22 protein-coding genes are annotated in these 25,396 nt (G+C 58.4%); 14 read left to right on the forward strand and 8 right to left on the reverse strand.

Features of this window, described 5'->3' with window-relative positions:
- Positions 1–454: 454 nt before the first annotated feature.
- From HYI44_RS21505 to HYI44_RS21525, 5 genes are all read left to right on the forward strand, one after another.
- Positions 455–1,183, forward strand: a complete 729-nt coding sequence (locus HYI44_RS21505) for a recombinase family protein (protein ID WP_225570474.1) — start codon at positions 455–457, stop codon at positions 1,181–1,183.
- A 485-nt stretch (positions 1,184–1,668) separates the two neighbouring features.
- On the forward strand, positions 1,669–2,769 hold the full coding sequence (locus tag HYI44_RS21510; RefSeq protein WP_225570475.1) for an adenine-specific methyltransferase EcoRI family protein: 1,101 nt from the start codon (positions 1,669–1,671) through the stop codon (positions 2,767–2,769).
- Positions 2,769–3,854: an HNH endonuclease family protein gene (locus tag HYI44_RS21515; RefSeq protein WP_225570476.1), complete on the forward strand. Its 1,086-nt coding sequence runs from the start codon at positions 2,769–2,771 to the stop codon at positions 3,852–3,854. Before HYI44_RS21510 ends, HYI44_RS21515 begins: the two co-directional genes overlap by 1 nt.
- A gap of 757 nt (positions 3,855–4,611) precedes the next feature.
- Complete coding sequence (locus HYI44_RS21520) at positions 4,612–4,857, forward strand: hypothetical protein (protein ID WP_225570477.1); 246 nt, start codon at positions 4,612–4,614, stop codon at positions 4,855–4,857.
- Between the two features lie 33 nt (positions 4,858–4,890).
- The gene (locus HYI44_RS21525; RefSeq protein WP_225570478.1) at positions 4,891–5,727 is read left to right on the forward strand and encodes a hypothetical protein; all 837 of its coding nucleotides are present in this window, start codon (positions 4,891–4,893) and stop codon (positions 5,725–5,727) included.
- A 408-nt stretch (positions 5,728–6,135) separates the two neighbouring features.
- Here the strand turns inward: HYI44_RS21525 and HYI44_RS21530 are convergent, their stop codons facing one another.
- Together HYI44_RS21530 and HYI44_RS21535 are read right to left on the reverse strand one after the other, a co-directional pair.
- Positions 6,136–8,082 (reverse strand): AIPR family protein, encoded by a 1,947-nt coding sequence (locus tag HYI44_RS21530; RefSeq protein WP_225570479.1) that lies wholly within the window; start codon positions 8,080–8,082, stop codon positions 6,136–6,138.
- A 945-nt stretch (positions 8,083–9,027) separates the two neighbouring features.
- Positions 9,028–9,975, reverse strand: a complete 948-nt coding sequence (locus HYI44_RS21535; RefSeq protein ID WP_225570480.1) for a LysR family transcriptional regulator — start codon at positions 9,973–9,975, stop codon at positions 9,028–9,030.
- Positions 9,976–10,124: 149 nt separating this feature from the next.
- Here HYI44_RS21535 and HYI44_RS21540 point away from each other — a divergent pair, with 149 nt between their 5' ends.
- Positions 10,125–11,651, forward strand: a complete 1,527-nt coding sequence (locus tag HYI44_RS21540; RefSeq protein WP_045060090.1) for a CoA-acylating methylmalonate-semialdehyde dehydrogenase — start codon at positions 10,125–10,127, stop codon at positions 11,649–11,651.
- A gap of 10 nt (positions 11,652–11,661) precedes the next feature.
- The gene (mmsB, locus tag HYI44_RS21545) at positions 11,662–12,549 is read left to right on the forward strand and encodes a 3-hydroxyisobutyrate dehydrogenase (protein ID WP_225570481.1); all 888 of its coding nucleotides are present in this window, start codon (positions 11,662–11,664) and stop codon (positions 12,547–12,549) included.
- An 85-nt stretch (positions 12,550–12,634) separates the two neighbouring features.
- On the opposite strand, the gene HYI44_RS21550 is transcribed toward mmsB, so the two are convergent.
- The 4 genes from HYI44_RS21550 to HYI44_RS21565 form a co-directional block, all read right to left on the reverse strand.
- Entirely contained in the window at positions 12,635–12,979 is a 345-nt protein-coding gene (locus HYI44_RS21550; RefSeq protein WP_028624747.1) for a cupin domain-containing protein, read from the reverse strand.
- Positions 12,980–13,085: 106 nt separating this feature from the next.
- Positions 13,086–13,457 (reverse strand): MerR family transcriptional regulator, encoded by a 372-nt coding sequence (locus HYI44_RS21555; RefSeq protein WP_225570482.1) that lies wholly within the window; start codon positions 13,455–13,457, stop codon positions 13,086–13,088.
- 41 nt (positions 13,458–13,498) lie between these two features.
- Positions 13,499–14,074 (reverse strand): NAD(P)H-dependent oxidoreductase, encoded by a 576-nt coding sequence (locus HYI44_RS21560; protein WP_225570483.1) that lies wholly within the window; start codon positions 14,072–14,074, stop codon positions 13,499–13,501.
- A 45-nt stretch (positions 14,075–14,119) separates the two neighbouring features.
- Complete coding sequence (locus tag HYI44_RS21565) at positions 14,120–15,004, reverse strand: LysR substrate-binding domain-containing protein (protein ID WP_225570484.1); 885 nt, start codon at positions 15,002–15,004, stop codon at positions 14,120–14,122.
- Between the two features lie 312 nt (positions 15,005–15,316).
- Between HYI44_RS21565 and HYI44_RS21570 the strand changes: the two genes are divergently transcribed.
- Positions 15,317–16,081, forward strand: coding sequence for a sulfite exporter TauE/SafE family protein (locus tag HYI44_RS21570; RefSeq protein ID WP_225570485.1), 765 nt, complete (start codon positions 15,317–15,319; stop codon positions 16,079–16,081).
- Here the strand turns inward: HYI44_RS21570 and HYI44_RS21575 are convergent.
- Positions 16,071–16,385: a putative quinol monooxygenase gene (locus HYI44_RS21575; RefSeq protein ID WP_225570486.1), complete on the reverse strand. Its 315-nt coding sequence runs from the start codon at positions 16,383–16,385 to the stop codon at positions 16,071–16,073. The two genes, HYI44_RS21570 and HYI44_RS21575, sit on opposite strands and share 11 nt — an antisense overlap.
- A 158-nt stretch (positions 16,386–16,543) precedes the next feature.
- Here HYI44_RS21575 and HYI44_RS21580 point away from each other — a divergent pair, with 158 nt between their 5' ends.
- From HYI44_RS21580 to HYI44_RS21595, 4 genes are all read left to right on the forward strand, one after another.
- Complete coding sequence (locus tag HYI44_RS21580; RefSeq protein WP_225570487.1) at positions 16,544–17,134, forward strand: NAD(P)H-dependent oxidoreductase; 591 nt, start codon at positions 16,544–16,546, stop codon at positions 17,132–17,134.
- A 131-nt stretch (positions 17,135–17,265) separates the two neighbouring features.
- Positions 17,266–18,177: a LysR family transcriptional regulator gene (locus HYI44_RS21585; RefSeq protein WP_225570488.1), complete on the forward strand. Its 912-nt coding sequence runs from the start codon at positions 17,266–17,268 to the stop codon at positions 18,175–18,177.
- Positions 18,178–18,280: 103 nt separating this feature from the next.
- A complete protein-coding gene (locus HYI44_RS21590) occupies positions 18,281–19,174 on the forward strand; it encodes an NAD-dependent epimerase/dehydratase family protein (RefSeq protein ID WP_225570489.1) in 894 nt (297 codons plus the stop codon).
- A gap of 219 nt (positions 19,175–19,393) precedes the next feature.
- A complete protein-coding gene (locus tag HYI44_RS21595; protein ID WP_225570490.1) occupies positions 19,394–20,839 on the forward strand; it encodes a SulP family inorganic anion transporter in 1,446 nt (481 codons plus the stop codon).
- Positions 20,840–20,967: 128 nt separating this feature from the next.
- Here HYI44_RS21595 and HYI44_RS21600 read toward each other — a convergent pair whose 3' ends face one another.
- A complete protein-coding gene (locus HYI44_RS21600; protein WP_122839942.1) occupies positions 20,968–21,996 on the reverse strand; it encodes an AraC family transcriptional regulator in 1,029 nt (342 codons plus the stop codon).
- Between the two features lie 210 nt (positions 21,997–22,206).
- Here HYI44_RS21600 and HYI44_RS21605 point away from each other — a divergent pair, with 210 nt between their 5' ends.
- Both HYI44_RS21605 and HYI44_RS21610 read left to right on the forward strand, forming a co-directional pair.
- On the forward strand, positions 22,207–23,802 hold the full coding sequence (locus tag HYI44_RS21605) for an FAD-binding oxidoreductase (RefSeq protein ID WP_122839941.1): 1,596 nt from the start codon (positions 22,207–22,209) through the stop codon (positions 23,800–23,802).
- A 5-nt stretch (positions 23,803–23,807) separates the two neighbouring features.
- On the forward strand, positions 23,808–25,391 hold the full coding sequence (locus HYI44_RS21610; protein ID WP_225570491.1) for a glycerol-3-phosphate dehydrogenase/oxidase: 1,584 nt from the start codon (positions 23,808–23,810) through the stop codon (positions 25,389–25,391).
- Positions 25,392–25,396 lie beyond the last annotated feature (5 nt).

Raw genomic sequence — 25,396 nt, forward strand, 5'->3', positions numbered from 1 at the left:
CTTACTCCTGACCCCTACTACAAATCCTAATGCTACCCCCTCTATTTCCGGGGCTTTTAGCCGGTGGTATCAAGCAAAGCCCCCTCGACACGCGTTTTCCCGAAGTCGTGGCAGATTTCCCCACACCCATCCGATCACAGCATCAGAAATTGCCAGGCCTGCACTACACCCAGTAGGCATTGCGTGGATGATAGGCCAGGACGCCCCCAGGGCACCCTATAGCTGCCTACACCCCCTTACACGGTCGTTGCCACACCCCAAGGTATGGACATCCCAGTGGCAGCGGTAACGGCTCGATAGCGCCTGTTCTGCTCTAAGGCACAGAGGAACTCAGCCCATCTTTCAGAACTCTCCAGCAACGCCAGAATTCCGGCTCAACATCTTTTACATCGGTTGATCGGTCGTCCTAACAGTTGTAAAATTTCTATATCGGCCACTTTATGGAATCACGAGCATGGATGTCGTCGCCTACTATCGCGTGTCCACGAAAGGACAAGGCGAATCCGGTCTTGGTATCGAGGCGCAAAAAGAATACGTCCGTTTCGCCGCTGAGAAGCAAGGATGGACAGTGGTAGCTGAGTACGAGGACGTAGGCGTATCTGGCTCGATTCACCCGCTAGGACGTCCAGAAGGCGCCAAAGCGTTCGCTGATGGGCATCCTGTAGTGATAGCTAAGCTGGACCGGCTGAGCCGGGATGTTGAACATATTGCCGGCCTGATGAAGCGGAACAATTTCAAGGTGGCAACGATGCCCAACGCCTCGACTGTGGAGCTACATATCTACGCAGTACTGGCTGAGCAGGAACGCAACTTCATCAGTCAACGCACCAAGGAGGCGTTGAAGTCGCTCGACGCTCGGGCAGAAGCTGGTGATATTGACGCCCTTCACAGCCTGGCCAACCGTGAGGACAAACTCAGGAAGGGACGTAGCATGTTGAATAGGGCGAAGGGACACGATACCCAACGCAAGCGGGCTGACCATCGAGCAGACGTGATTAAAGACGCCATTGAAAACTGCGTTCTTAAAGGGGCAACCAGCCTACAGGCCGTTGCCGATTGCCTCGTCGCTCGCAACATCCACACCGCCCGTGGCGGTAAATGGTCGCCTACAGCCGTGATGCGTGTGATGCAGCGCCTAGGACTGGAGTTGAACAAGGTCGGCACCGTTTCTATAAGCTCCTAAGAAGCTATTGCAGCGTGACATCAGCCTCCTACGGGCGGCCTTTCATGCCCGTAATATTTTGCAATCGTAGCCGCTGGCAGTGGGCTAGGACGGGAATGGCTCTTAACCTCGACCCACATTGAGCGAGGTTCCCACCGTTTCACCATCTGCCCATTGATATTTCCTCCACAGACTCACGGGCGACATTTACCCAGAGGCAGGCGCCGACTTCGAAAAGTTCGGGTGTCAGAGCATTGCAGAGGATGGCTTACGACCGACAGAGAAAGGCCAGGAGCGGTCATTGGCATTGGACTTGCTCAGTGCGAATCGAGTAGTGTTTGAGTCGAATTTTCTGGCAGCCTGATCAAGCAGCCTAAGGCTTGTCATTCATGTCGCATTTTTCCCAGCGGTCGCCGTAATCCTTTCGACATTGATGTCGCACAATAGTAGTTAGGTCACGAAGTGAATATGTCCGAAACACAATGGCAGATGCAAGGAACAGAAGGATGGTTGTAGAGACGCAGAACGCAAGCCTGAGCAGGGCGAAGGCGAACAAGGAAGATGAGTTTTACACTCAGCGGGAAGACGTCGAGCGCGAACTCAAGCACTATCGGAGCCACTTCAAGGGCAAGGTCGTCTACCTCAACTGCGATGATCCGAGGGTCAGTGCTTTCTTCCACTTCTTCTCCTACAACTTCGAGAAGTTCGGTCTCAAGAAGTTAATCGCAACCTGCTACAGAAATCAGAAGCGTGACCTCTTTAGTGAGCATGAAAGCGATCGTGCGATCGTCCTAGAGTACGAGGGTGATAAGGACGGGGACCGCATTCCGGGAGACGACGAGATAGATGTCAACTTTTTGGAAGGTGACGGAGACTTCCGCAGCGCGGAGGCCATCGAACTATTGAAACAAGCGGATATCGTGGTCACGAACCCGCCCTTCTCCCTCTTCCGGGAGTACATCGCACAGCTCATCGAATACGACAAGAGGTTCATCATTCTTGGGAACCAGAACGCCATCACTCTGAAAGAAATCTTTCCGTTGCTCAAGGACGAGAAGATGTGGTTGGGCGCTAACAGCGGGGATATGAGTTTCAAAGTTCCTGACCACTACACGGAACGTGCAACGCGGTTCTGGGTAGACGACATGGGGCAGAAGTGGCGTAGCTTTGGAAATATGTGCTGGTTCACGAACTTGGACTACAGGAAGCGCCACGAGGATTTGATTCTCTTCAAGACCTACAACCCTGACGAGTATCCCGCCTACGACAACTTTGACGCCATAGAGGTCGGCACAGTCGCTAACATTCCCAAGGACTGCGAAGGTGTCATGGGCGTCACTCCCGGATTTTTCGCGAAACACAACCCTGACCAGTTTGAGATTGTCGGAATTACCAAAACGTGGTTCGGTGTGGCGACCAAGACGTATCCACAGCAAGAGCAGGTGAGCGCGAACGGCAAGGTCAGTCGCGTGGGTAAACTAAACGATGGCGCAGTGATCAAGGTGGCGACACCTCCCCCTGGCAAGACCTACTACAAAGTAGGCGATGAGCTCTTTACTCAGACCTACCCTCGCATCCTTATCCGCAACAAGAAGATTGAAGCCTGATGGAAATCGAACTCAAGAAGATCCTCGTCCGCGAATTGTATGAGGGCTACGTCGACGACGCGGAGGGTGGCGTTCGCGGATATGGCGGTAAACTCGACATTCGCCCACCATACCAGCGCGAATTCGTCTATGACGCCAAGGAGCGCAACAAGGTCATAGACACGCTCACCCAGAACTTTCCTCTCAACGTCATGTACTGGTCCGTTCGCGACGACGAAACCTTCGAAGTAATCGACGGGCAGCAGCGCACGATCTCTATTTGCCAGTACGTTGACGGGGAGTTCACATGGAACGATCTCTACTTCCACAACCTCACGAATGACCAGCAGGAGCAGATCCTGAGCTACGAGCTGATGGTGTACTTCTGCGAGGGGTCGGACAGCGAAAGGTTGGCGTGGTTCGAGACCATCAATATCGCTGGCAAGGTATTAACTAAGCAGGAACTCCGCAACGCGACATATGCGGGTCCGTGGTTGTCGGACGCCAAGAAGCATTTCAGCAAGACCGCTTGCCCCGCTTACCAAGTCGGAAGCGACCTCATGAATGGATCGCCAATCCGCCAGGACTTTCTCGAAACTGTCCTTGACTGGATTAGCGACGGCAACATTCGGGTGTACATGGGGAAGCACCAACACAAATCCAAGGCGAACGAGTTGTGGGTGTACTTCCAAAACGTGGTTGCGTGGGTGAGAGCAACCTTCCCGGTGGCGCGTAATAAAGAAATGAAGGGACAACCGTGGGGTGTGCTCTACAATTATTATAAGGACGTGTCTCTCGACCCTGACCAACTCGAGGATCGCATCTCAACCTTGATGCAAGATCCGGACGTGACGAACCCTCGCGGCATCTATCTCTACGTGCTGAACGGCAAAGAGAAGCATCTCAACATCCGCCAGTTCGATGAGAGGATGCGCCGCTCAGCGTTTGAGCGGCAAAAGGGAGTGTGTCCTGACTGCACCAACACCTTCAAGATCGAAGAGATGGAGGCAGACCACATCAACCCGTGGCACGAGGGTGGCAAGACAGAGGCGAATAACTGTCAGATGCTCTGCATCGAAGACAACCGAATAAAAGGGGGGAAATAACGTGGTCTAACAATCGTTTGCAGCGGACGGCTTGCCTCGCCTCGCGTCCCGCCGCTGAACCGCAACGTCTGGACGTTGGCGAACGGCAGCAGTGGGTCGTTCTCTGCCGGTCCTCACGGCGTGTACCGGTCAAGTCGATTGCAAACGCTTGGTCAGCAAGGATGTAATTGACTGGTCAGTGGGAATGGGTGGTTAAGCGCATGCAATTACTCAGTCGACAAGTTATGCAAGTCCACTGACCACGCCGGAGCGTTGACGTTTCCATAATCCCCTCGTGTCATACCCTCGTAGGGCCTCACCACTTTCATACCCTTTGCTATGGGCTTCGACGCTGGAGACATCCTCCGTAATCTGAGCGCAAATTGGTGGTATCCAGCCCCTCTGAAGATCGCGAAAAAACCTCTTTCAACCGCTCGCACAAATCTACGCCTTACGGCAGGGTGAATTTCACTGAGTCACCTCTGCTGGTTCTGCCCTTAACGCACGCTGGCCATCCAATGGATGGAATACCGTCAGCGACCAGAGGTCAGAATAAGCGGGTGCAAGGGCGAATATATGCTAAACCCTAGGTAGATCCACAGAAGCCCACAGCACTGCTATTGCTGATGGGTAGATAGGGGAATATCCTCCCTGCCTCGCGCCACCAACAGTTGTCGACGGGGCTCGGGCTCGTAGGAGCTATCCCCTATGTAGCGTTCAACAAGGAAGCTGTTTTTATGTCAGAACGGATGACGGTTTGCTAGAGGAGAAATGACAGGTGAGCAAACATCGCGAAGATAAAACGCTGATGGATAGACTGAAAAGCTATTACCAAGGTGCCGAGCGTGAAGCAGCAAAAACAACGCCTTTCTACGTCACAGGAGACGGCGTAATGTTTGCTGACCCAAAAGAGGTGATTCGCTCGCAAGCTGTGCAAAGTCAGCTTTCAGCATTCGAATCTTTGAGGACGGAGATTCAAGGCAAGAAGAGCGTTCCTAAAAAGAGCGTCGCACAAGGCAATTAAACCGGGCGTTAATCGCCTCCTAAGGATAGGTTGATGCTCAAAGCAGCGCTGGCGTTTTTCCCCTTGATAGCGGGCTATCTTTTCGTAAGCACATGGCATCAAACCAGATATCTTATAAAACGTGAAGACTCTCAGAAGGTCTATATCAGAGCCGCATTTTGGGGTATTTGGCTATTCCTTCTCGCTTTTGGTTTTCTCACATCGGTCAAACAAAATATAGAGCCATATCTAGCATTCGTAAGGGAGTGGGCAGATCTGGCAATACTCCAGGAGTCCAGTGACCGGCCGTCAGATACAGCTTTTTGGCTTCTCGTCCTGTTTTCCACATTATTTCTAGGGATGATTGGTGGCTTTTTTCTCAACTGGCTACTAGCGCTCAAAACCATTTCTGGACAAGAGTTTTTCCGACTGCTCATACGTCGGATAAAAAACCGTGATCACCAGTTTTTTGGGCTAATTTATGCCTATTCCAACCGGGCTGCGCTCAAGATAGCAGTGCGTGTGCTGAATGCCGATCTTGAGATTATCTTGATGAGGTCATTAGAGTTGACCATTCCAGTATCCGTGACCTTGGGGAACGGTAAGGTATACATAGGTTATGTGACCGGTGCGATTGATCCGGGTGACAAACGCGACATGCTTAGGATCCTACCCGTGGTGAGCGGTTATCGTGCTGGAGAGGAAATGAATCTTTGTTTCACCACCTGGTACATAAATGTGTATCAGCGATTCAAGAAGGATGAGTCACTTAGCCACTTGAACCCCGAGTTGTTTGAGGTGGCCTTTCCGTTAAGCGAAATCAAAACGATCAACCTGTTCGATATCAAGGCATATCAAGCCTTCCAGCAGGAAAACGCTTCACCCGCTTGATTGATCTAGGCCACTCTCCGGCGTCCTGCACCGTCATCTGCGCCGATTTTATTGGCTTGTCGGAAGGCCCATCGACACGCCGGCAGATAACGGCTAATAGCTGCCTGTCGCCAAAGGCTTCACCCGATCCATAGTAACCGTTAACCAACCGCTCAAACCACGGTTTGAAGGGTTCAAATCCCTATCCTTGGTCTAGCCGTCGAAGCACCGGCTCCGGCTCCCATCGGATGTGGGGACCTCTGTGTGGCATGCTTGGGCAAATAGGCGACATTTTATGCCAACCCATACCTATGCATTTGCTAATACCGAAGACAGAGAGCGCTCAAGCCCTGGTAATTCGGGGCTAGAGCGCATTTTTCTCTTATTATCGCGGTACACCGGAGGTGTTACTGAATATGGAAGCAATAGTTAGAATAAGACGTCTTGAATTGTTCCGCTTTCGAAATTTATATTGCAGCTAACCTCTGCGGCCGAGTCGAATTTCGGGTTTTCGTATTGATAACTATGCTCTTTTGAGTTATAGCTGAAGGTTGCGATGCCGTTTGATGCTTTATAACGGCGAACTCGATAGTTACCTTTTAGGAATTGAGTTTTGGCTTGGAGTAGCTCCAAGGTATTGCCCAGTCCAGTATTTTTCCCATCTTGCGTTGCTATGTCTTTTTGACGATGTGTGTCTGCAACGACGATCTTGAGTTTCTCGAGAATGGCGGTGGTGTGACGTGGGTCCATATGGTCATTTGAACCGAAATTAAAGGAATTAATGATCGCTTCCGCCGTATGTATCGCTCGCTCAAAGCCGCTGTTGATTTTAGCGATCATGTCTTTGACATGGTCGTCAGTTGTTTTTCTTTCTGGGTTTAAGTTGATGTTGAGCAGTTTTTTAACTAGTAGCGCAATATGGTAGTTCCATTTTGATACTGGACGTCTTGCGCAATATTCCTTAGATTTTGAGAAAATTAAATGGGAAACGAAGTACAGAGCTGGATGATGATCTTCACTAAATAGAAGGCTGCTGGCTTCGTTATTGTAATCTCTCAGCAGTTGACCATAGTAGAAATGGACTTTATGCGGTTCCTCAAGTGCTATGGATATGAATGATTTGATCAGCAGAGGTGCTGATACTGTTTCACTCTGTAGTATGGTATCATCTTCGTCATATTGATGAGGTCGCCGCGCATAAAAAATTCGGTGGCCTTGTGTATTCATCGCTGCGAAGAAGTCTTCAAGTCGCTTGTGGTATGGCTTGATGGTTGCAAATGCTTCCTTCATTACCACCGATTGGCTGTTGGTGGCCTTAATGACACTACTAGATAACTCAATATCGTCAGTCTCAATAAGCTTGATGGTGACGTACATATCTTCCGTTATATGATCTTTGTTTTCAAAGAGAACGTGGCTCGTCTGGCATCCGTTGACGATTTGGAAGCCCGATATCTTGAAAACATCCCCAGAAGGGACTACCTTTTTAGCAACAACTGTTACACCATTATTAAGAACGGAAAATAGATTTCGCTGAGCATCGCTTTTAATTGTTTCGGCAATGTCCGCGTTTACTTGGTTTGTACTGCCGAGGTAGTCGCGGACGTTGTCGTAAAACACACCCTTGTTAATATTCCCGCTTTGATTTTTAATGAACTCTACGTAATCCTTACATTTGCAGACGCCCAGATATGCTGCTGTAGCCAAGGATAACTTAGGTAGTGCAACGTGGCGCTGAAACATTAAAGGTTTAGTGATTCTGTTTAACGTCTCTTTGTAAAGGTTTTGTAGCTCGATAGCTCCAATTAGTTTGTTCTCAACGGATGAGAACATGTATTTCAAATTTTCGATTTCGCCAACCGTTGCTTGTACTTGAGGGAGAAAATCCTTGTCAGGAAATTTTCCGTCGCCGGTGTAAACATACTTCATCGTTAGTGTCGGATCACAACGAAATTTTCCGGCCTTATCGTAGATGAATTGCTTGATTGCAAAAGCTTCTTTTAGCTCTGCTGGCTGATCTTCTAATTTCCCAGTGAAAAATATTTTAACTGCCTGCAGAAACTTAAGATAATCACCTAAGTCCAAGCTTGATGAGGTTTTAGCTTGTATGAATGTAAAGTTTGTGTCGAATATTCCTGTAGTAAGCGGGGTGGCTGAGTTGACGCTGTAAACCAAGACGTCATTAATTGCAATCGCTACCGAGTCAACGCCAATGCAGCTGCCTGTGCTTAGGGAGTCAGGTTCAAATGTATCGTTGTAATCGTTGGCTAGCAATGAATAAACTACGAATTGTTCAAAGCGGAGGCTATCATTCTCAGTTAAAGCGTTTTTAGTTGAAAATTCTTTAAGCATGCTTTGCAGTGTTATGTTGTTCATGCAAATCCTTGGCATTTTTGTGAACTGGTTGCTGCTTAAGGGAGGTCTCAATAGGGGTCGAGGAGAACTACCGTCTGCAGTGAGAAAAATCGCTAAAAACTCAGACCTGACCGGATTCTAACCGATGGCCATTTGCTATGCCTACCCCGAAGCTTTTTAAGGTGAGTACGTCGCCATACATCACCTCACCAAGCAGATGCAGATTTTCGTGGCTCCCGCGAACGTCTGCGTAATTTGTGTGTAAAAGCGTGAATCGGCGCGTTGGCCGCGATGCCGCTGCTCTAAACCGTCTGACGGCTATGTCTGAATCGCGGCGCTTACCGAGCGACTCTCCCATGGGGCGACACGCGCCACAGGTTTCTTCGATATATAGCCGCGCATTAATCTGCCTCGACAGCAGCAATCGTTCGACCTGGCTCATGAGAGTTTTCGATATTCGAGTAATCCCCGTACTGGTAGGCCAACTGTGTCGTTCCCTGTTCCTGCTCTCGCCAGTACATGTCACTCAGCGTCCACCTCAACCGCTCATGTTCAACCTTCAGAGCGGCAAGCTCCTTCATGCAATTGCGGTACATGACGATCATTCCCGCGATGGTCTCGTGAGCCCACGCAAGTCTCGCCTTGTCGTCTTAAGCTCAGAGCATAGCGAGTCACACTGTGCTTTAGCAGCTCCACATGGGTAGTCATGCCCAGCTCAAAGCCAGAATCATCGATCAAATCGTTTTCCATCACGCATACGCCTAAACTGTATGTACGTACAGTATATAGCTGGACGTCTGTGTTCAATACATGTGCGATGGGCGGCCTCGCATGGCCCTTATTGGGTGCTGTCTCCAAATGTCGACGTTGAGCTGTTACAAGTTGCGTACCAACCGCTGTTACAAACCCTTGGCAAACGGCTGCTGACCTGAGTACGATTTCGCTACCTGATTCCTTGAAGAACAGTCAGTCGGCGAACAGCGTTTCCCGACTCTCGCCCATCAACAAGCCCTGATTCTGCTCAGTCACCGCGCGGATGTAATCCCACAACAGGGTGATCCGCTTGAGCTTGCGCAGGTCTTCGCGGCAGTACATCCAGAACTGCCGGGTGATGTTGATCTCGCTCGGCAGCACTGGCAGCAACCGCGGATCCTGGGCCGCCAGGAAGCACGGCAGGATGGCCAGCGACCGGCCCTGTTGCGCGGCGACGAACTGCGCGATGACGCTGGTGCTGCGCAGGTTGGCGCTGGCGCCCGGCAGTACGTTGGCCAGGTACAGCAGCTCCGAGCTGAACGCCAGGTCATCCACATAACTGATGAACGCATGCTTGGCCAGGTCGCTGGGGCGGCGGATGGGTGGGTGCTGGTCGAGGTAGTCCTGGGTCGCGTACAGCTGCAAGCGGTAGTCGCACAATTTGCAGCACACGTACGGGCCATGCTCCGGGCGCTCCAGGGCGATGACGATGTCTGCCTCGCGCTTGGACAGGCTGATGAAGTGCGGCAGCGGCAGGATATCCACCGAGATCGCCGGGTAGGCGTCGACGAAATGGCTCAGCTGCGGGGTGATGAAAAAGCTGCCGAACCCTTCGGTGCAGCCCATGCGCACATGCCCGGATAACGCCACCCCTGAGCCGGACACCTGCTCGCAGGCCATGTGCAGGGTGCTCTCGATCGATTCGGCGTAACCCAACAGCCGTTGGCCTTCGGCCGTCAGCACAAAACCGCTGGTGCGGGACTTTTCGAACAACAGCGTGCCCAACGCCGTTTCCAGCGAACTGATGCGCCGCGACACCGTGGTGTAGTCCACGGCCAGGCGCTTGGCGGCGGTGCTGGCCTTGCGGGTGCGGGCGACTTCGAGGAAAAACTTGAGGTCATCCCAGTTCAGCGAGCCTAGAGACGTGATGTTTTTTTGCATGATGGACCGGCTTTTATGTGCGTTCTTATTAGAAGTTTGCACATCTATACTCCAAAAACCGTCCGACAACCAATTCGCGACACACGCCTCATCTCAAGGCGACTTTCTCGCCTTGGCTCCCTGATAACAACAAGTCCAGGAGACCCAACATGAACGCATCGCTCACGCCCAACGAAACCACCGTGCAGAAGGTCAAGCTGTTGATCGACGGCGAGTGGGTCGAGTCGCAGTCCACCGAGTGGCACGACATCGTCAACCCGGCGACTCAGCAAGTGCTCGCCAAGGTTCCGTTTGCCACCGCCTCGGAAGTCGACGCGGCCATTGCCGCTGCCCATCGCGCCTTCCAGACCTGGAAGCTGACGCCGATCGGCGCGCGCATGCGCATCATGCTCAAGCTCCAGGCGTTGATTCGCGAGCACTCCAAGCGCATTGCCGTGGTGCTGAGCAACGAGCAGGGCAAAACCATTGCCGACGCTGAAGGCGATATTTTCCGTGGCCTGGAAGTGGTCGAGCATGCCTGTTCCATCGGCACCCTGCAGATGGGCGAGTTCGCCGAAAACGTCGCCAGCGGCGTCGATACCTACACCCTGCGCCAGCCGATCGGCGTGTGCGCCGGTATCACCCCGTTCAACTTCCCGGCGATGATTCCGCTGTGGATGTTCCCGATGGCCATTGCCTGCGGCAATACCTTCGTGTTGAAACCTTCTGAACAGGACCCACTGTCGACCCTGCTGCTGGTGGAGCTGGCGATCGAGGCGGGCGTTCCGGCGGGCGTGCTCAATGTGGTGCACGGCGGCAAGGACGTGGTGGATGCGCTCTGCACCCACAAGGACATCAAGGCGGTGTCCTTCGTTGGGTCGACTGCGGTCGGCACTCACGTGTACGACCTGGCGGGCAAACACGGCAAGCGCGTGCAGTCGATGATGGGCGCGAAGAACCATGCCGTGGTGCTGCCGGACGCCAACCGCGAACAGGCGCTGAACGCGCTGGTCGGCGCCGGTTTTGGCGCAGCGGGTCAACGCTGCATGGCCACGTCTGTGGTGGTGCTGGTGGGCGCGGCCAAGCAATGGCTGCCGGACTTGAAAGCACTGGCGCAGAAACTCAAGGTCAATGCCGGCAGTGAGCCGGGTACCGACGTTGGGCCGGTGATTTCGAAACGCGCCAAGGCGCGCATCCTCGACCTGATCGAAAGCGGCATCAAGGAAGGTGCGAAGCTGGAGCTGGACGGGCGCGACATCAGTGTGGCCGGCTACGAGCAAGGCAACTTCGTCGGCCCAACCCTGTTCTCCGGGGTGACCACCGACATGCAGATCTACACCCAGGAAATCTTCGGCCCGGTGCTGGTGGTGCTGGAGGTCAATACGCTGGACGAGGCCATCGCCCTGGTCAACGCCAACCCCTTCGGCAACGGCACTGGCCTGTTCACCCAGAGCGGTGCGGCGGCACGTAAATTCCAGAATGAAATCGACGTCGGCCAGGTCGGCATCAACATTCCGATTCCGGTGCCGGTCCCGTTCTTCAGCTTTACCGGCTCGCGCGGTTCCAAGCTTGGTGATCTCGGCCCGTATGGCAAGCAAGTGGTGCAGTTCTACACTCAGACCAAGACGGTCACCAGTCGCTGGTTCGATGACAACAGCGTCAACGACGGTGTGAACACCACCATCAACTTGCGCTAAGGAGTGGTCCATGAAAATCGCATTTATCGGTCTGGGCAACATGGGCGCGCCGATGGCGCGCAACCTGATCAAGGCCGGTCATGACCTCAAGCTGGTCGACCTGAATACCACCGTGCTGGCCGAGCTGGAGCAACTGGGCGGCAGCATCAGCGCCTGCGCCCGTGAGGCGGCCCAAGGTGCGGAGCTGGTGATTACCATGCTGCCGGCCGCCGTGCATGTGCGCAGTGTGTGGCTGGGTGAAGACGGCGTGCTCGCCGGGATTGGCGAAGGCGTTCCGGCAGTGGATTGCAGCACCATTGACCCACAAACGGCGCGTGAAGTAGCAAGCGCTGCTGCCAAACAAGGCGTGGCCATGGCCGATGCGCCGGTGTCTGGCGGTACGGGTGGCGCAGCTGCCGGCACCCTGACATTCATGGTCGGTGCCACGCCCGAGCTGTTTGCCACGCTGCAACCGGTGCTGGCGCAGATGGGTCGCAATATCGTGCATTGCGGCGAAGTCGGCACCGGGCAGATTGCCAAGATCTGCAACAACCTGCTACTGGGAATTTCCATGGTCGGCGTCAGCGAAGCCATGGCCCTGGGTGATGCCCTGGGCATCGACACCGGCGTGCTGGCCGGGATCATTAACAGCTCCACCGGCCGCTGCTGGAGTTCGGAGATGTACAACCCGTGGCCGGGCATCGTCGAGACCGCTCCGGCGTCGCGCGGCTATACCGGCGGCTTCGGTGCCGAACTGATGCTCAAAGACCTGGGGCTGGCGACTGAGGCGGCCCGTCAGGCGCACCAGCCGGTGGTGCTGGGCGCCGTGGCGCAGCAGTTGTATCAGGCAATGAGCCTGCGCGGGGAGGGTGGCAAGGACTTCTCGGCGATCATCAACAGCTATCGCAAACCCCAGTAAAAGCGGGTAATTCGCACAAGCAAAAGATCGCAGCCTGCGGCAGCTCCTACACGGGAATGCCGCAGGCTGCGATCTTTTTTGTGCATCAGGCAAACACAAAGTACTTGCGCACAGTCTCGACCACTTCCCACGTGCCTTTCATCCCTGGCTCAACGACAAAGATATCCCCTGCACGCAGATGGATCGGCGCCATGCCTTCCGGCGTGATCACGCAGTAGCCTTCCTGGAAATGGCAGTATTCCCACTTCACGTATTCCACATACCATTTGCCCGGCGTGCAGATCCAAGTGCCCATGATCTTGCTGCCGTCTTCGCTGGTGTAGGCGTTGAGATTGACGGTGTGCGGATCGCCTTCGAGTTTTTCCCATTTGCAGGCATCGAGTACCGGCAGGGGATGGGTGTCGCGAAGAACGGTAATAGGTGCGGTCATGTGGACTCCGGGCAGTGGATGCAAGAACGAAGTCGCACCCTATAGCGCCCGCCCGCTGGCGAGTTGTCTGTGCTCGACATCGGGGTGTCCAGAAACGCGCAGGCGCCTAAAGCGTCTCCAGCGGACAAGCGGCCCTGGCCTGTTCGATGCCCAGTTCAAACTCCACCAGTTGGGCGTATTGCCGCGCCAGGGCAGCCATCCGCTCGCTGATCTCCTGCTTCTTCGCCGCGATGGCCTGATGGGCCAATGCCCACGGGACTTGGGTTCCCTGATGGCCGGCGAAAATCGCCTGCAGCTCTTTGAGGCGGAAACCCAACTGTTGTGCACATTTGATGAAGGCCAGCAGTTCGACGCTCTGCTGGTCGTACACGCGATATTTACCCTGACGCTCGGCCACCGGCAGCAGGCCGATCGCTTCGTAATGGCGGATGCTTTTGATCGTGGTTCCGGAGCGCTGCGCAGCCTGGCCGATGTACATCAATAATTCCCTTTAACGAGTCCAGGGCATTATCGGCGCACTCAACGACTGGCGATAGCTTCGGCTTGCTGCAACCACCGCTCGCGCTGCGCGTGACTGGAGTCGAGAATCGGGCCGAAGGTCAGCGTCCGGGTGGGCTTGATGCCGCAGAACTGCAGCGTGGTCCTGCGCATTTGATGCAAGCCGGGCATGCGGTAGAACCAGCGGTAGTACCAGGGCGGCGTATCCATGGTCACCAGCAGGTGCGCGCTGCGACCGTGCAGGAGTTTGTCTGGGAAGGCTTTGCCTTTGCGGTATTTGAAGGCGAAACCGGGGAGGAACACCCGGTCGAAAAAGCCCTTGAGCAAGGCTGGAATGCCGCCCCACCAGATCGGGAACACCAGCGTCAGTTGCTCGGCCCACAAGACATCCGCCTGGGCTTGCAGCAGGTCGGCTTCCAGTGGTTGAACCTGTTGGTAGCCTTCCCGCAATACGGGGTCGAACGCTAGCTGGCCGAGGAACAGTTGGCGCACTTCATGCCCGGCACGCAGGGCTGACTGGGTATAGCGCTCGGCCACGGCGGCGCAAAAACTGCTGCTCGAAGGGTGACCGAGAATCACCAGAATCCGTTTGCTCATCGTGGCTGTCCTTGAAGAGGAAAACCCAAGGGTAAAGTCTGCCCCTCAGGGGAGAGTCAAGGCATGCAGCAACGCCTTGGCGTAACCGGGCAGTTGCGCAAAGTCACGGGCACACAACAGCAGTTGGCGCTGTGCCCAGGCTTCGGCCAGCGCGATGCTGTGCAACGCTGGCGCGCCGGGCCAGCGTGCCACTGCCGCCTGCGGCACGATGGCCAGCCCGGCCCCCCGGGCAACCATGCGCATGGCGCCATCGAAACCATCGGCCCTGATGCGAATCTGCAGGCGCGAACCGATATGCAGCGCCTGTTCTTCCAGGTAAATCGCCAGGGCGCTGTTGCTGTTGAGGCCAACGTAGTCGTGCGCCAGGGTGTCGCTGAAGCTCAGGGCGCCGAGCCTGGCCAGGGGGTGGTCGGGCGCCATGATCAATAGCAGCGGGTCGTCGCGAAACGGGCGGGTTTGCAGGTCGCTGCTGTCCACGGCATCCGAAACAATGCCCAGATCCGCCGCGCCCTGGCGTAGCGCATGGGTGATGCGCGCACTGGGCAGTTCCTGCAGGTCGATGTCCAGGTTGGGATGGTTGAGCAGAAAGTCTGCGAGCAGTTCGGGCAGGTATTCACTCATCGCCGTGGTGTTGCACAACAACCGGACTTGTCCCTTGACGCCCTGGGCATATTCGGCCAGGTCCTGTTGCAGGCGGTCGGCCTGTTGCAGCAGCAACCGGGCGTGTTGCGCCAAGGCTTTGCCGGCAGCGGTGGGGGTGACTCCGCGTCTGCCGCGCACCAGGAAATCCACTCCCAGGGATGACTCCATCGCCCTGATTCGCGCACTCGCTGCCGCCAGGGATAAATGACTGCGGACTGCGCCGGCGGTGATGTTGCCGCTGTCGAGAATGTTCAGGTAGAGGCGCAGGTCGGTGAGGTCGAAGTGCATGGTGGGTCCATAGAGGTGTGTTGGTCGGGTTACCGCCTTCGCGGGCAAGCCCGCTCCCACAGTGATTGAGGTGCTGCGCAATCTTGAGCACGACACCCAGACCTGTGGGAGCGTGCTTGCCCGCGAAAGCGGCACTCCAAACGGTGATTGAGGTGCTGCGCAATCTTGAGCACGACACTCAGACCTGTGGGAGCGGGCTTGCCCGCGAAAGCGTCGGCTGCCACAACCGGGAACCTAGCCTCAGCCACAGCAAGAGGCACACTCAGTATAAGCCAGCTTTTCAAACCCGCTGCCCAGCACCACGATAGACCCATGAATACTCTGACTGCGTTCTATCAAAACCTCGGCCTCGCCCTGTCAATCCTGGTGATCGCCACCTTCCTGCTGGCCGGCATGATCAAGGGCGTGATCGGCCTTGGCCTGCCGACTATCGCCATGGGTCTGCTTGGCCTGGCTATGGCGCCAGCGCAGGCTGCCGCGCTGCTGATCATTCCCGCGACCTTGACCAACCTCTGGCAGCTGGCATTCGGCGGGCATTTGCGGCAGTTGGTCAGACGTTTGTGGCCGATGCTCCTGGCCATTTTCCTCGGCACAGGAGCGGGCACGCTGTGGATTGGCATGGCTGGCGGGCACTGGGTCGTGCGGGGGTTGGGCGCGGCATTGCTGCTTTACGCCTTGAGCGGGTTGTTCCTGCCCACCCTGCAGGTCGGCAGCCGTGCTGAACGCTGGCTCGCCCCATTGTGCGGCGTGCTGACCGGCGTCATCACCTCGGCCACGGGCGTATTCGTGATTCCGGCGGTGCCCTATCTGCAGGCGCTGGGCTTGACCAAGGACCAGCTGGTGCAGGCACTGGGCCTGTCATTCACCGTCTCGACCCTGGCCCTGGGCGCCGGCCTGTTCTGGCGTGGCGCTCTGGGCGGGGGCGAGCTGGGCGCATCGTTGCTGGCGCTGATCCCGGCGGTGGCTGGCATGTTGCTGGGGCAATGGCTGCGCCAGCGCATCAGTGCCACCTTGTTCAAACGGGTATTTTTCATTGGCCTCGGCGTGCTGGGCGGCCACTTGCTGATCAGCGGCTAGCGGATGAGGGGCTGAGCATATCGATGGCGCGTATCTCGAAATCCCGTTCCAGATACTCCATGCGCGCTTCGCGAAACCGCTGCATGTGCGGCAGGTTGGAGTGCACATCGAGGTGGGCCCGGGATTGCCAGATCTCGAAGAAGATAAACAGCGTCGGGTCCTGTTGGTCCCGCAGCATGTGGTACTCGATGCAACCCGGTTCGGCGCGACTGTCTTGCACGTAGCCACTGAACAACGCTTCAAAGGCCGCCGATTTTTCCGGGCGGGTCTTGGCGTGCAGGATAAAGCCCTGAATGTCACTCATCAGCAAATCTCGTCAAATTAGAGGATCGCAGTCTAAGGCAACAATAGGTGCTGGATTCGTGCTTGTGGGTCAAATGAGTTTTGTCGCATCAGGGCTTATTCCGCGCGAGGCGGGCCGATACCCTGCCGCCATCGAATTCAAACCTTCCGAGACCTTTCATGAAAAAAGTCCTGTTGCTCAATGGCGGTAAAAAGTTTGCCCACTCCGATGGTCGCTACAACTCCACTTTGCACGAAACTGCACTGAGCGTTCTCGACCGAGGCGGCATGGACGTGAAAACCACGTTCATCGACGAGGGCTACGACGTCGCCGAAGAAGTGGCCAAATTCCTCTGGGCCGATGTGATCATTTACCAGATGCCAGGCTGGTGGATGGGCGCGCCCTGGACCGTCAAGAAGTACATCGACGAAGTGTTCACTGAAGGCCACGGCAGCCTCTACGCCAGCGACGGCCGCACCCGCTCCGATGCCTCGCAGAAGTACGGCAGCGGCGGCCTGGTGCAGGGCAAGCAATACATGTTGTCGCTGACCTGGAATGCTCCGCAGCAGGCATTTGATGATCCGACGGACTTCTTTGAAGCCAAGGGCGTGGACGCGGTGTACTTCCCGTTCCACAAGGCCAACGAGTTCCTCGGCATGACCAGCCTGCCCACCTTCCTGTGCGTTGACGTCATGAAACGCCCGAATATTGAAGCCGACACTGCCCGTTATGAGCAGCATTTGAGCGGGGTGTTTGGCCTGTCTGCATAAGGTTTCAGGCTACTATCGGATGCGACGGCCTGAAAGATCGCAGCCTGCGCCAGCTCCTACAGTGGAATGCGAGCGTCGCAGGCTGCGATCCTGGCGACAGATGCCAGGGCAATTGCGAAAAGAGGACACCCTTGAAAGCCAGATCCGATGAACTGCAGATTTTCGTCTGCGTGATTGAATGCGGATCGATCTCCGCTGCGGCCGAGCAGGTGGGGCAAACGCCTTCGGCGGTCAGTCGCACGTTGTCGCGGCTGGAGGCCAAGCTCGAGACCACGTTGATCAACCGCACCACCCGGCGCATGGACCTGACGGAAGAGGGCAAGTATTTCTTCGAGCAGGCCAAGCTGATTCTCGACCAGATGGATGAACTCGAAGAGCGCCTGAGCTCCCGCCAGCAGACCCCGTCCGGGCGCCTGCGGATCAATGCGGCTGCACCTTTCATGCTGCACGCCATCGTGCCGTATATCGACGAGTTCCGCCGGCTCTACCCGGACATCCAGCTGGAGCTCAACAGCAACGACCTGCTCATCGACCTGCTCGAACAAAGCACTGACATCGCCATCCGCATCGGTACCCTCGCCGACTCGACCCTGCACGCGCGTTCCCTGGGGTGCAGCCCGCTGCACATCGTTGCCAGCCCGGCGTATCTGGAGCGGCACGGGACGCCCACGGCTGTGGCGGACCTGAGCGCACACAGCTTGCTCGGTTTCACCCAGAACGAGGGCCTCAACCAGTGGCCTTTGCGCTATGAACACGGCGACCGCTGGCCGATCCAGGCCAGCATCAGCGCCTCCAGTGGCGAGACGATTCGCCACCTGGCGCTGGAGGGGCAGGGCATCGCCTGCCTGTCGCACTTCATGACCATCGAGGACATCCGCGCCGGTCGCCTGCAGGTGCTGCTGGAGGATTCCAACAGCGGTTATCGCCAGCCGATCAATGCGGTGTACTACCGCAACTCGCAGCTTGCCCTGCGCATTCAATGCTTCCTCGACTTTATCCAGGGCAAGCTGGCAGCGTATGCCAACGCGCAGTTCAACGGCTGATTCGTGACTCCAGCGCAAAAGTGATTTGGGCGCTGCGGCCTGTTTCCCATGGGCAGGGTGCTCAATACTGGACCCATCACTTATTCACGCAGGGAGTTTCTCCATGAACGTATTCGTCACCGGCGCTGCAGGTTTCATCGGCGGTTCGATCGCCACGGGTCTGGTCCGGGCGGGCCACCAGGTCACCGGCCTGGTTCGCAGCGCAGAGCAGGCCAGCGAGCTGAGCGCCCTGGGTATCTCCCCGGTCATCGGTACGCTGGACGACAGCGCTTTGCTTGCCGCCCAGGCCCGGGCTGCCGACGCCGTGATCAACGCCGCCAGCAGCGACCACCGCGGTGCGGTGGAGGCCTTGCTTGACGCACTGCGCGGTTCCAACAAGGTGTTTTTGCACACCAGCGGGTCGAGCATCGTCGGCGATGCGTCCGGCGGCAAGGCCAGCGACGTGATCTACTTCGAAGACAACCTCCCGGAGCCGACGGTAGACAAGGCCGCCCGGGTTGCCATCGATAACCTGATCCTGGCAGCGGCGCAGGACGGCGTGAACTCGGCCGTGATCTGCAACACACTGATTTACGGCCACAGCCTGGGCGTCAAGCGCGACAGTGTGCAATTGCCACGCTTGCTCAAACAGGCCCGCAAGAGCGGGGTGGTGCGCCATGTTGGCAGCGGCCGGAACATCTGGTCCAACGTGCATATCGAGGATGTGGTTGCCCTGTACCTGCTGGCGCTGACCCGCAACGTGCCCGGCACGTTCTACTTCGTCGAAAGTGGCGAGGCCTCGTTCATCGACATGACCACGGCCATGGCGGCAGCCTTGAAGCTGGGTGAGCCGCAGGACTGGCCGCTGAAGGATGCCGAAGCTGAGTGGGGCTATGAGATGGCCAACTATGGCCTGGGCTCCAACAGCCGGGTGCGCGGCCAGCATGCGCGGCAACTGCTGGGCTGGGCACCGCAGCGGACTTCAGTGGTTGACTGGATTCGTGACGAGATGGTGTGAGTTTGCACTAGACCGAGTCATCGTTCATCGCGGGCAAGCCTCGCTCCCACAGGGCGGGCTCCATGCCCAGGATTGGGCAGCAGCGCGACCACTGTGGGAGCGGGCTTGCCCGCGATGGCGTTTCCGAGTTCCCCAAAGTAGCCTGACCCCCTCCAATTCCGTAACATCCCCACCCTCTTTCCCGGCCACGCCCCAGCGGCCCGTATTTTTGGGTACCCCATGAAACCACAACGTCTGCGCGCCGATGTCCTGGCCGGACTCACCACCTCGTTCGCCCTGCTCCCCGAATGCATCGCCTTTGCCCTGGTCGCCCATCTCAACCCGCTGATGGGGCTCTACGGCGCGTTCATCATCTGCACGCTGACTGCGCTGTTTGGCGGTCGACCAGGCATGGTCTCGGGAGCGGCGGGCTCGATGGCGGTGGTGATCGTCGCACTGGTGGTGCAACACGGCGTGCAGTACCTGCTGGCCACCGTGTTATTGGGCGGGCTGATCATGCTGGCGTTCGGGCTGCTCAAGCTGGGCAAGCTGGTACGCATGGTGCCGCACCCGGTGATGCTCGGTTTCGTCAACGGCCTGGCGATCATCATCGCCCTGGCACAACTCGAACACTTCAAGAGCGGTGACGCCTGGCTCAATGGCGCGCCGCTGTACATCATGCTCGGTCTGGTGGCCGTCACCATGGCCATCGTCTACCTGCTGCCACGCCTGACCCGTACCGTGCCGCCAGCGCTGGTCGCGATTCTCGGCGTGGGGCTGGCGGTATTCCTGCTGGGCCTGCCGACCCGCACCCTCGGCGACATGGCGCACATCGCCGGTGGCCTGCCGACGTTTGCCCTGCCCGACATCCCGTGGAACCTGGAGACCCTGCGCATCGTCGCCCCCTACGCGATCCTGATGGCGCTGGTCGGCCTGCTGGAAACCCTGCTGACCCTCAACCTCACCGACGAAATCACCGAGAGCCGTGGCTATCCGGATCGCGAGTGTGTGGCCCTGGGTGCGGCCAACATGGTCTCCGGGGTGTTCGGCGGCATGGGTGGCTGCGCGATGATCGGTCAGACCGTGATCAACCTCAGCTCCGGCGGCCGTGGTCGACTGTCCGGCGTGGTGGCCGGTGTGCTGATCCTGCTGTTCGTGCTGTTCCTGTCGCCGCTGATCGAGCGCATCCCGCTGGCGGCGCTGGTCGGGGTGATGTTCGTGGTGTCACAGCAGACCTTCGCCTGGGCGTCGCTGCGAGTGCTCAACAAGGTGCCGCTGAACGACGTGCTGGTCATTGTCGCGGTCACTGTGATCACGGTGTTCACCGACCTGGCAACGGCCGTACTCTGCGGGATCATCATTGCGGCGCTCAACTTCGCCTGGCAACAGGCGCGCGAGCTGTATGCCGATGCGCATATCGAGCCCGATGGCAGCAAGCTGTATTACCTGCACGGCACGCTGTTCTTCGCCTCGACCACGCCGTTTCTCAACCAGTTCGATCCCGCCAGCGACCCCGACCTGGTGACCATTGACTGCCGCCACCTGAGCTTCGTCGACTACTCGGCCATTGCCGCGCTCATGACCCTGCGCGAGCGCTACGCCAAGGCCGGTAAACACCTGCGTGTGCTGCACCTGTCCGAACGCTGCAAAAAACTGCTCAAGCGCGCCCGGGTGAATCACGACTGACTGGGTAATTCGCGCCAATCCCCAATCCCGCAGACACCCGATGCCCTGTGGGAGCCTGGCTTGCCAGCGATGACGGCCTGACATTCACCACCGCCATCGCCGGCAGGCCGGGCTCCCACAGGTTCGCGTCAGCTTGGCTCGGCACTTCGATGAACCTGGCGAAATTCCCCTGGGGGCATTCCCCGCCGGCTCTTGAACGAGCGATGAAACGACCGGGCCTCGGTAAACCCCAGGTACTGCGCGATATCCTGAATCGGCAGGGTGCTATTGAGCAGGTAATGCTCCGCCAGCTCCTGGCGCAGGTCATCGAGGATTTGTTGATACGACGTGCCCGCCTGATGCAGCTGGCGTTGCAGGGTGCGCACCGATACGGCGAACTGTTCGGCCACTTGTTCCTTGCGTGGCAACCCCTCCTTGAGCAACTGGCGCAGGATGCCCTTGACCCGTTCCTGCAGCGACGCATCCTCCAGGGTCGCCATCAACCCCAGCGCATGTTCTTCCAGGGTGCGCAGCAGTTGCGCATCGGCCTGGCGCAAGGGCAGCTGCAGGTAGGGCAGCGGCACGATCAGCGCCGAGTAGGGCTGCTCAAACAATACCGGGCAGTCGAAAAACGCCTCGTACTGTGCCAGCGTGGTTTCGTCCGGCTGCGCGTGCTCAAGCCACACCGCCGCCGGCGCCAGCTGGGTGTCGGCAATCCAGCGCGCGTACTGCAGCCAGGAGCCGAGGACATTTTCCACCAGGTGCCGGCGAATGCGCGGGCGTTGGTGACGGCAGGTCCAGATCAGGTGCACCTGTGCGCCCTGCACCTCGGCGCGGCTGACGCCCATGTCGCCGACCAGTTTTTCGAACGGCATGATGCGGCTCATGGCATCGCCCAGGGTCGCGCAGTTCATGGTGATGTAACCCAGCACACTCCAGGAATTGGGCAGCACGAAACGCGCCGAGTTGAGGCCGAACAGCGGGTCTGCCGAGTGGTCGCAGAAGTAGTCGAGCAACCGCTCATGGACCTCGCCCGGCAACCGCAGGCTGTTGTCGCTCAACTGTTGCGCCTGCAACCCGGCCGCCGCCAGCGCCGGCTCGGTGGCGACACCCAGTTGTTCGGCATAACGCAGGTACTTGAGCAGTGGCGGAACCGAAGTGAAGCCCAGCGATTGCATGATCGTGTTCCTTTGATCAAGGTCCGCATGTGCGGATGAATAGCCTGAAAGGTAGTGTGAAACCACCGCTAAAGTAAATGGCCAGTCCTGGCGCGGTGTTTGACTCAATTGGCTACTCCAAGTGGCCGGATGCGACCGTGACACTTTCGGTGGGCTGGCTAGTATGGGTGTCTGGAACATCACTTGTAAGAACCGCAAAAGGACACACGCATGCGACGCTGGAACGGCTGGGGAGAGGCAACCACGGTGGTCGAATTACCGGCCCAGGGCGCGGGATTTCTCGCCGAGCGGCTGGGTGTCGGTCGTGTATTGCCCGATGCAACGCTCGAAGAGGCGCTGGCCAGGGTGCCGGCTTCGCGGCTGGCGGCGCATGGGCTGTACAGTATCGAGCCGCACGATCGCCTGCTGCATGCCCGGGGCCAGAGCCTGCCAGACTGGCTGGCGCTGCGCGAAGGGGCGCCCGGCCTCTACCCCGACGCCGTGGCCTTTCCCGACAGCGCCGGGCAGGTCCGCCAGTTGCTGGCGCTCGCCCAGGCCCAGGACCTGTGCCTGATCCCCTACGGCGGCGGCACTTCGGTGGCCGGGCACATCAACCCGCCAGACTCGGTACGGCCAGTGGTGACGGTGTCCCTGGCCCGCATGAATCGCTTGCTGGACCTGGACGAGCAAAGCCTGCTGGCCACCTTCGGCCCGGGTGCCAGCGGCCCGCAGGTGGAGAGTCAGCTACGCGCCCGTGGTTACACCCTGGGGCATTTCCCGCAGTCGTGGGAGTTGTCGACCCTGGGCGGTTGGGTCGCCAGCCGTTCCAGCGGCCAGCAGTCGCTGCGCTACGGGCGAATCGAGCAGTTGTTCGCCGGCGGCACGCTGGAAACCTTTGCCGGCCCCTTGGAAATCGCCACCTTTCCGGCCTCGGCCGCCGGTCCCGATTTGCGCGAAGTGGTGCTCGGCTGTGAGGGGCGCTTCGGCATCATTTCCCAGGTCAAGGTGCGGGTCAGTGCGCTGCCGGCCGATGAGCGTTTCTACGGGGTATTCCTGCCCGACTGGGCGCACGCACTGCAGGCGATCCGGCAGCTGGCCCAGGCGCGGGTGCCGTTGTCGATGCTGCGCCTGTCCAATGCCCTGGAAACCGAAACCCAGCTCGCCCTGGCCGGTCATCCGCAGCAGATCGCCTGGCTGGAAAAATACCTCGCCCTGCGGGGAGCCGGTGCCGGCAAATGCATGCTGACGTTCGGCGTCACCGGTAACCGCCGGCAGAACGCGCTGTCGCTCAGCCAGGCCCGCCAGCATTTGAAGGCCTTCGGTGGAGTCTTCACCGGTACTCTGCTCGGCAAGAAATGGGCGCAGAACCGCTTCCGTTTCCCCTACCTGCGGGAAAACCTGTGGAACGCCGGTTACGTGGTCGACACCCTGGAAACCGCCACCGACTGGAGCAATGTCGACAACCTGCTCGAGCGCATCGAGCAAAGCCTGCGTGCCGCCCTTGCGGCCCAGGGTGAGCAGGTGCACGTGTTCACCCACCTGTCCCATGTGTATGGCGAAGGTTCGAGCATCTACACCACCTACGTCTTTCGTCCGGCGGCGGATTACCCGGCGACCCTGGCACGCTGGCAGGCGCTCAAGCACGCGGCCAGTCAGACCATCGTCGACAACGGCGGCACCATCAGTCACCAGCATGGCGTGGGCAAGGACCACGCGGCGTATCTGCGGCGGGAGAAAGGGGCGCTGGCGATGGACACCTTGCAGGCGTTGAGTCGGCATTTCGATCCGGCCGGGCGGCTCAACCCGGGCACGTTGCTGCAGGAGTGACGGCGATGAACCCTGACTGGAATGGCGCGTGGCGAGAGGCCGCGCTGCCGACCCTGGCGGATGAGGCCTGGGACCTGATCGTCATCGGTGGCGGTATCAGCGGTGCCGGCATCGTGCGTGAGGCCGCCCGTCGTGGCTGGCGCTGCCTGTTGCTGGAGCAGCGCGACTTCGCCTGGGGCACCTCCAGTCGTTCTTCGAAAATGGTCCATGGCGGCTTGCGTTACATCGCCAAGGGCCAGTGGCGCCTGACCCGCGATTCAGTGCGCGAGCGCCAGCGCCTGCTGGATGAAGCCCCAGGGTTGGTGGAGCCCATGAGTTTCATGATGCCGCATTACCGCGGCGGCTTTCCTGGCCCCCGCGTGATGGGTGGTTTGTTGGCCGTGTATGACGCGTTGGCCGGGAGGCGCAATCACCGTTTTCATGACGCGCAGCAGCTGCGGTACATGGCGCCGGGAGTGAAGGAAAACGATTTGCTGGGCGGCTCCGGTTTTGTTGATGCACTGACCGACGACGCCCGCCTGGTGATGCGTGTCTTGGCCGAGGCACGTGCGGACGGCGCGGTTGTGCTCAATGGCCTGCGAGTCGTCCAATTGCTGCGTGAAGGCGGGCGGGTGTGCGGGGTGCAGGTTGAAGACTGCGAAGGCGGGGCAGGGCTGCAACTGCGCTGTGGCGTTTTAGCGGTGGCGACCGGTGCCTGGGCTGAACGTCTGCGACCGCCTGAACATCCCCGTCAATTGCGACCGTTGCGTGGCAGTCATCTGTTGCTGCCAGGCTGGCGTTTGCCGGTGGCCCAGGCCTTCACTTTTCTGCATCACGGCGACCGCCGCCCGGTGTTTGTTTTTCCGTGGGAAGGCGCCACCGTCGTGGGCACCACGGACCTGGATCATCACGACGACCTGGACCTGAGCGCCAGCATCAGCGCCGAGGAACTCGACTACCTGCTGGCCGCCTGCGCCCAGCAGTTCCCCCAGGCCGCGGTGGTGGCTGGCGATGTGCTGTCGACCTGGTCCGGCGTGCGCCCGGTGGTGGGCAGCGCTGCAGGCCAGCAGCAGGGTAAACCGTCAAACGAAACCCGCGAGCATGTGCTGTGGCAAGAGCCCGGTTGCGTGACGCTGGCGGGGGGCAAGTTGACCACGTTCCGCCCGCAGGCTGTTGAAGTGCTCAAGGCCTGTGCACCGATGCTCGGGCGTACGTTGAACGATGACGGCGCGCCAGTGTTTGCCGTCGTGCCACCTTTGGTGATCCCGGGGCTCAGCAGCTACCAGTGGCGGCGGGTGGCCGGGCGTCACGGTCGAGCCCTGCCGCGACTGGCGCAACTGCTCGAGCAGTTGGGCCACGACGCCGTCGGCGCCACTGATACCTTGTGGGCGGAACTGGCGCTGGCCTGTGACACTGAAATGGTCCTGCACCTGGATGACCTGCTGTTGCGTCGCACCCGCCTGGGGCTGTTGCTGCACGCAGGCGGCGAGGCGTTTTTGCCCGCCATCCGCCAACTGTGCCAGCCCCGGCTGGGCTGGGATGATGCCCGTTGGCAGCAGGAGGAGCAGCGGTACCGGGTGTTGTGGCAGCGGCAGCACGGCTTGCCATGAACCAG

The sequence above is a fragment of the Pseudomonas sp. Y24-6 genome, assembly GCF_020295325.1.
Classification (GTDB): Bacteria; Pseudomonadota; Gammaproteobacteria; order Pseudomonadales; family Pseudomonadaceae; genus Aquipseudomonas; species Aquipseudomonas gregormendelii.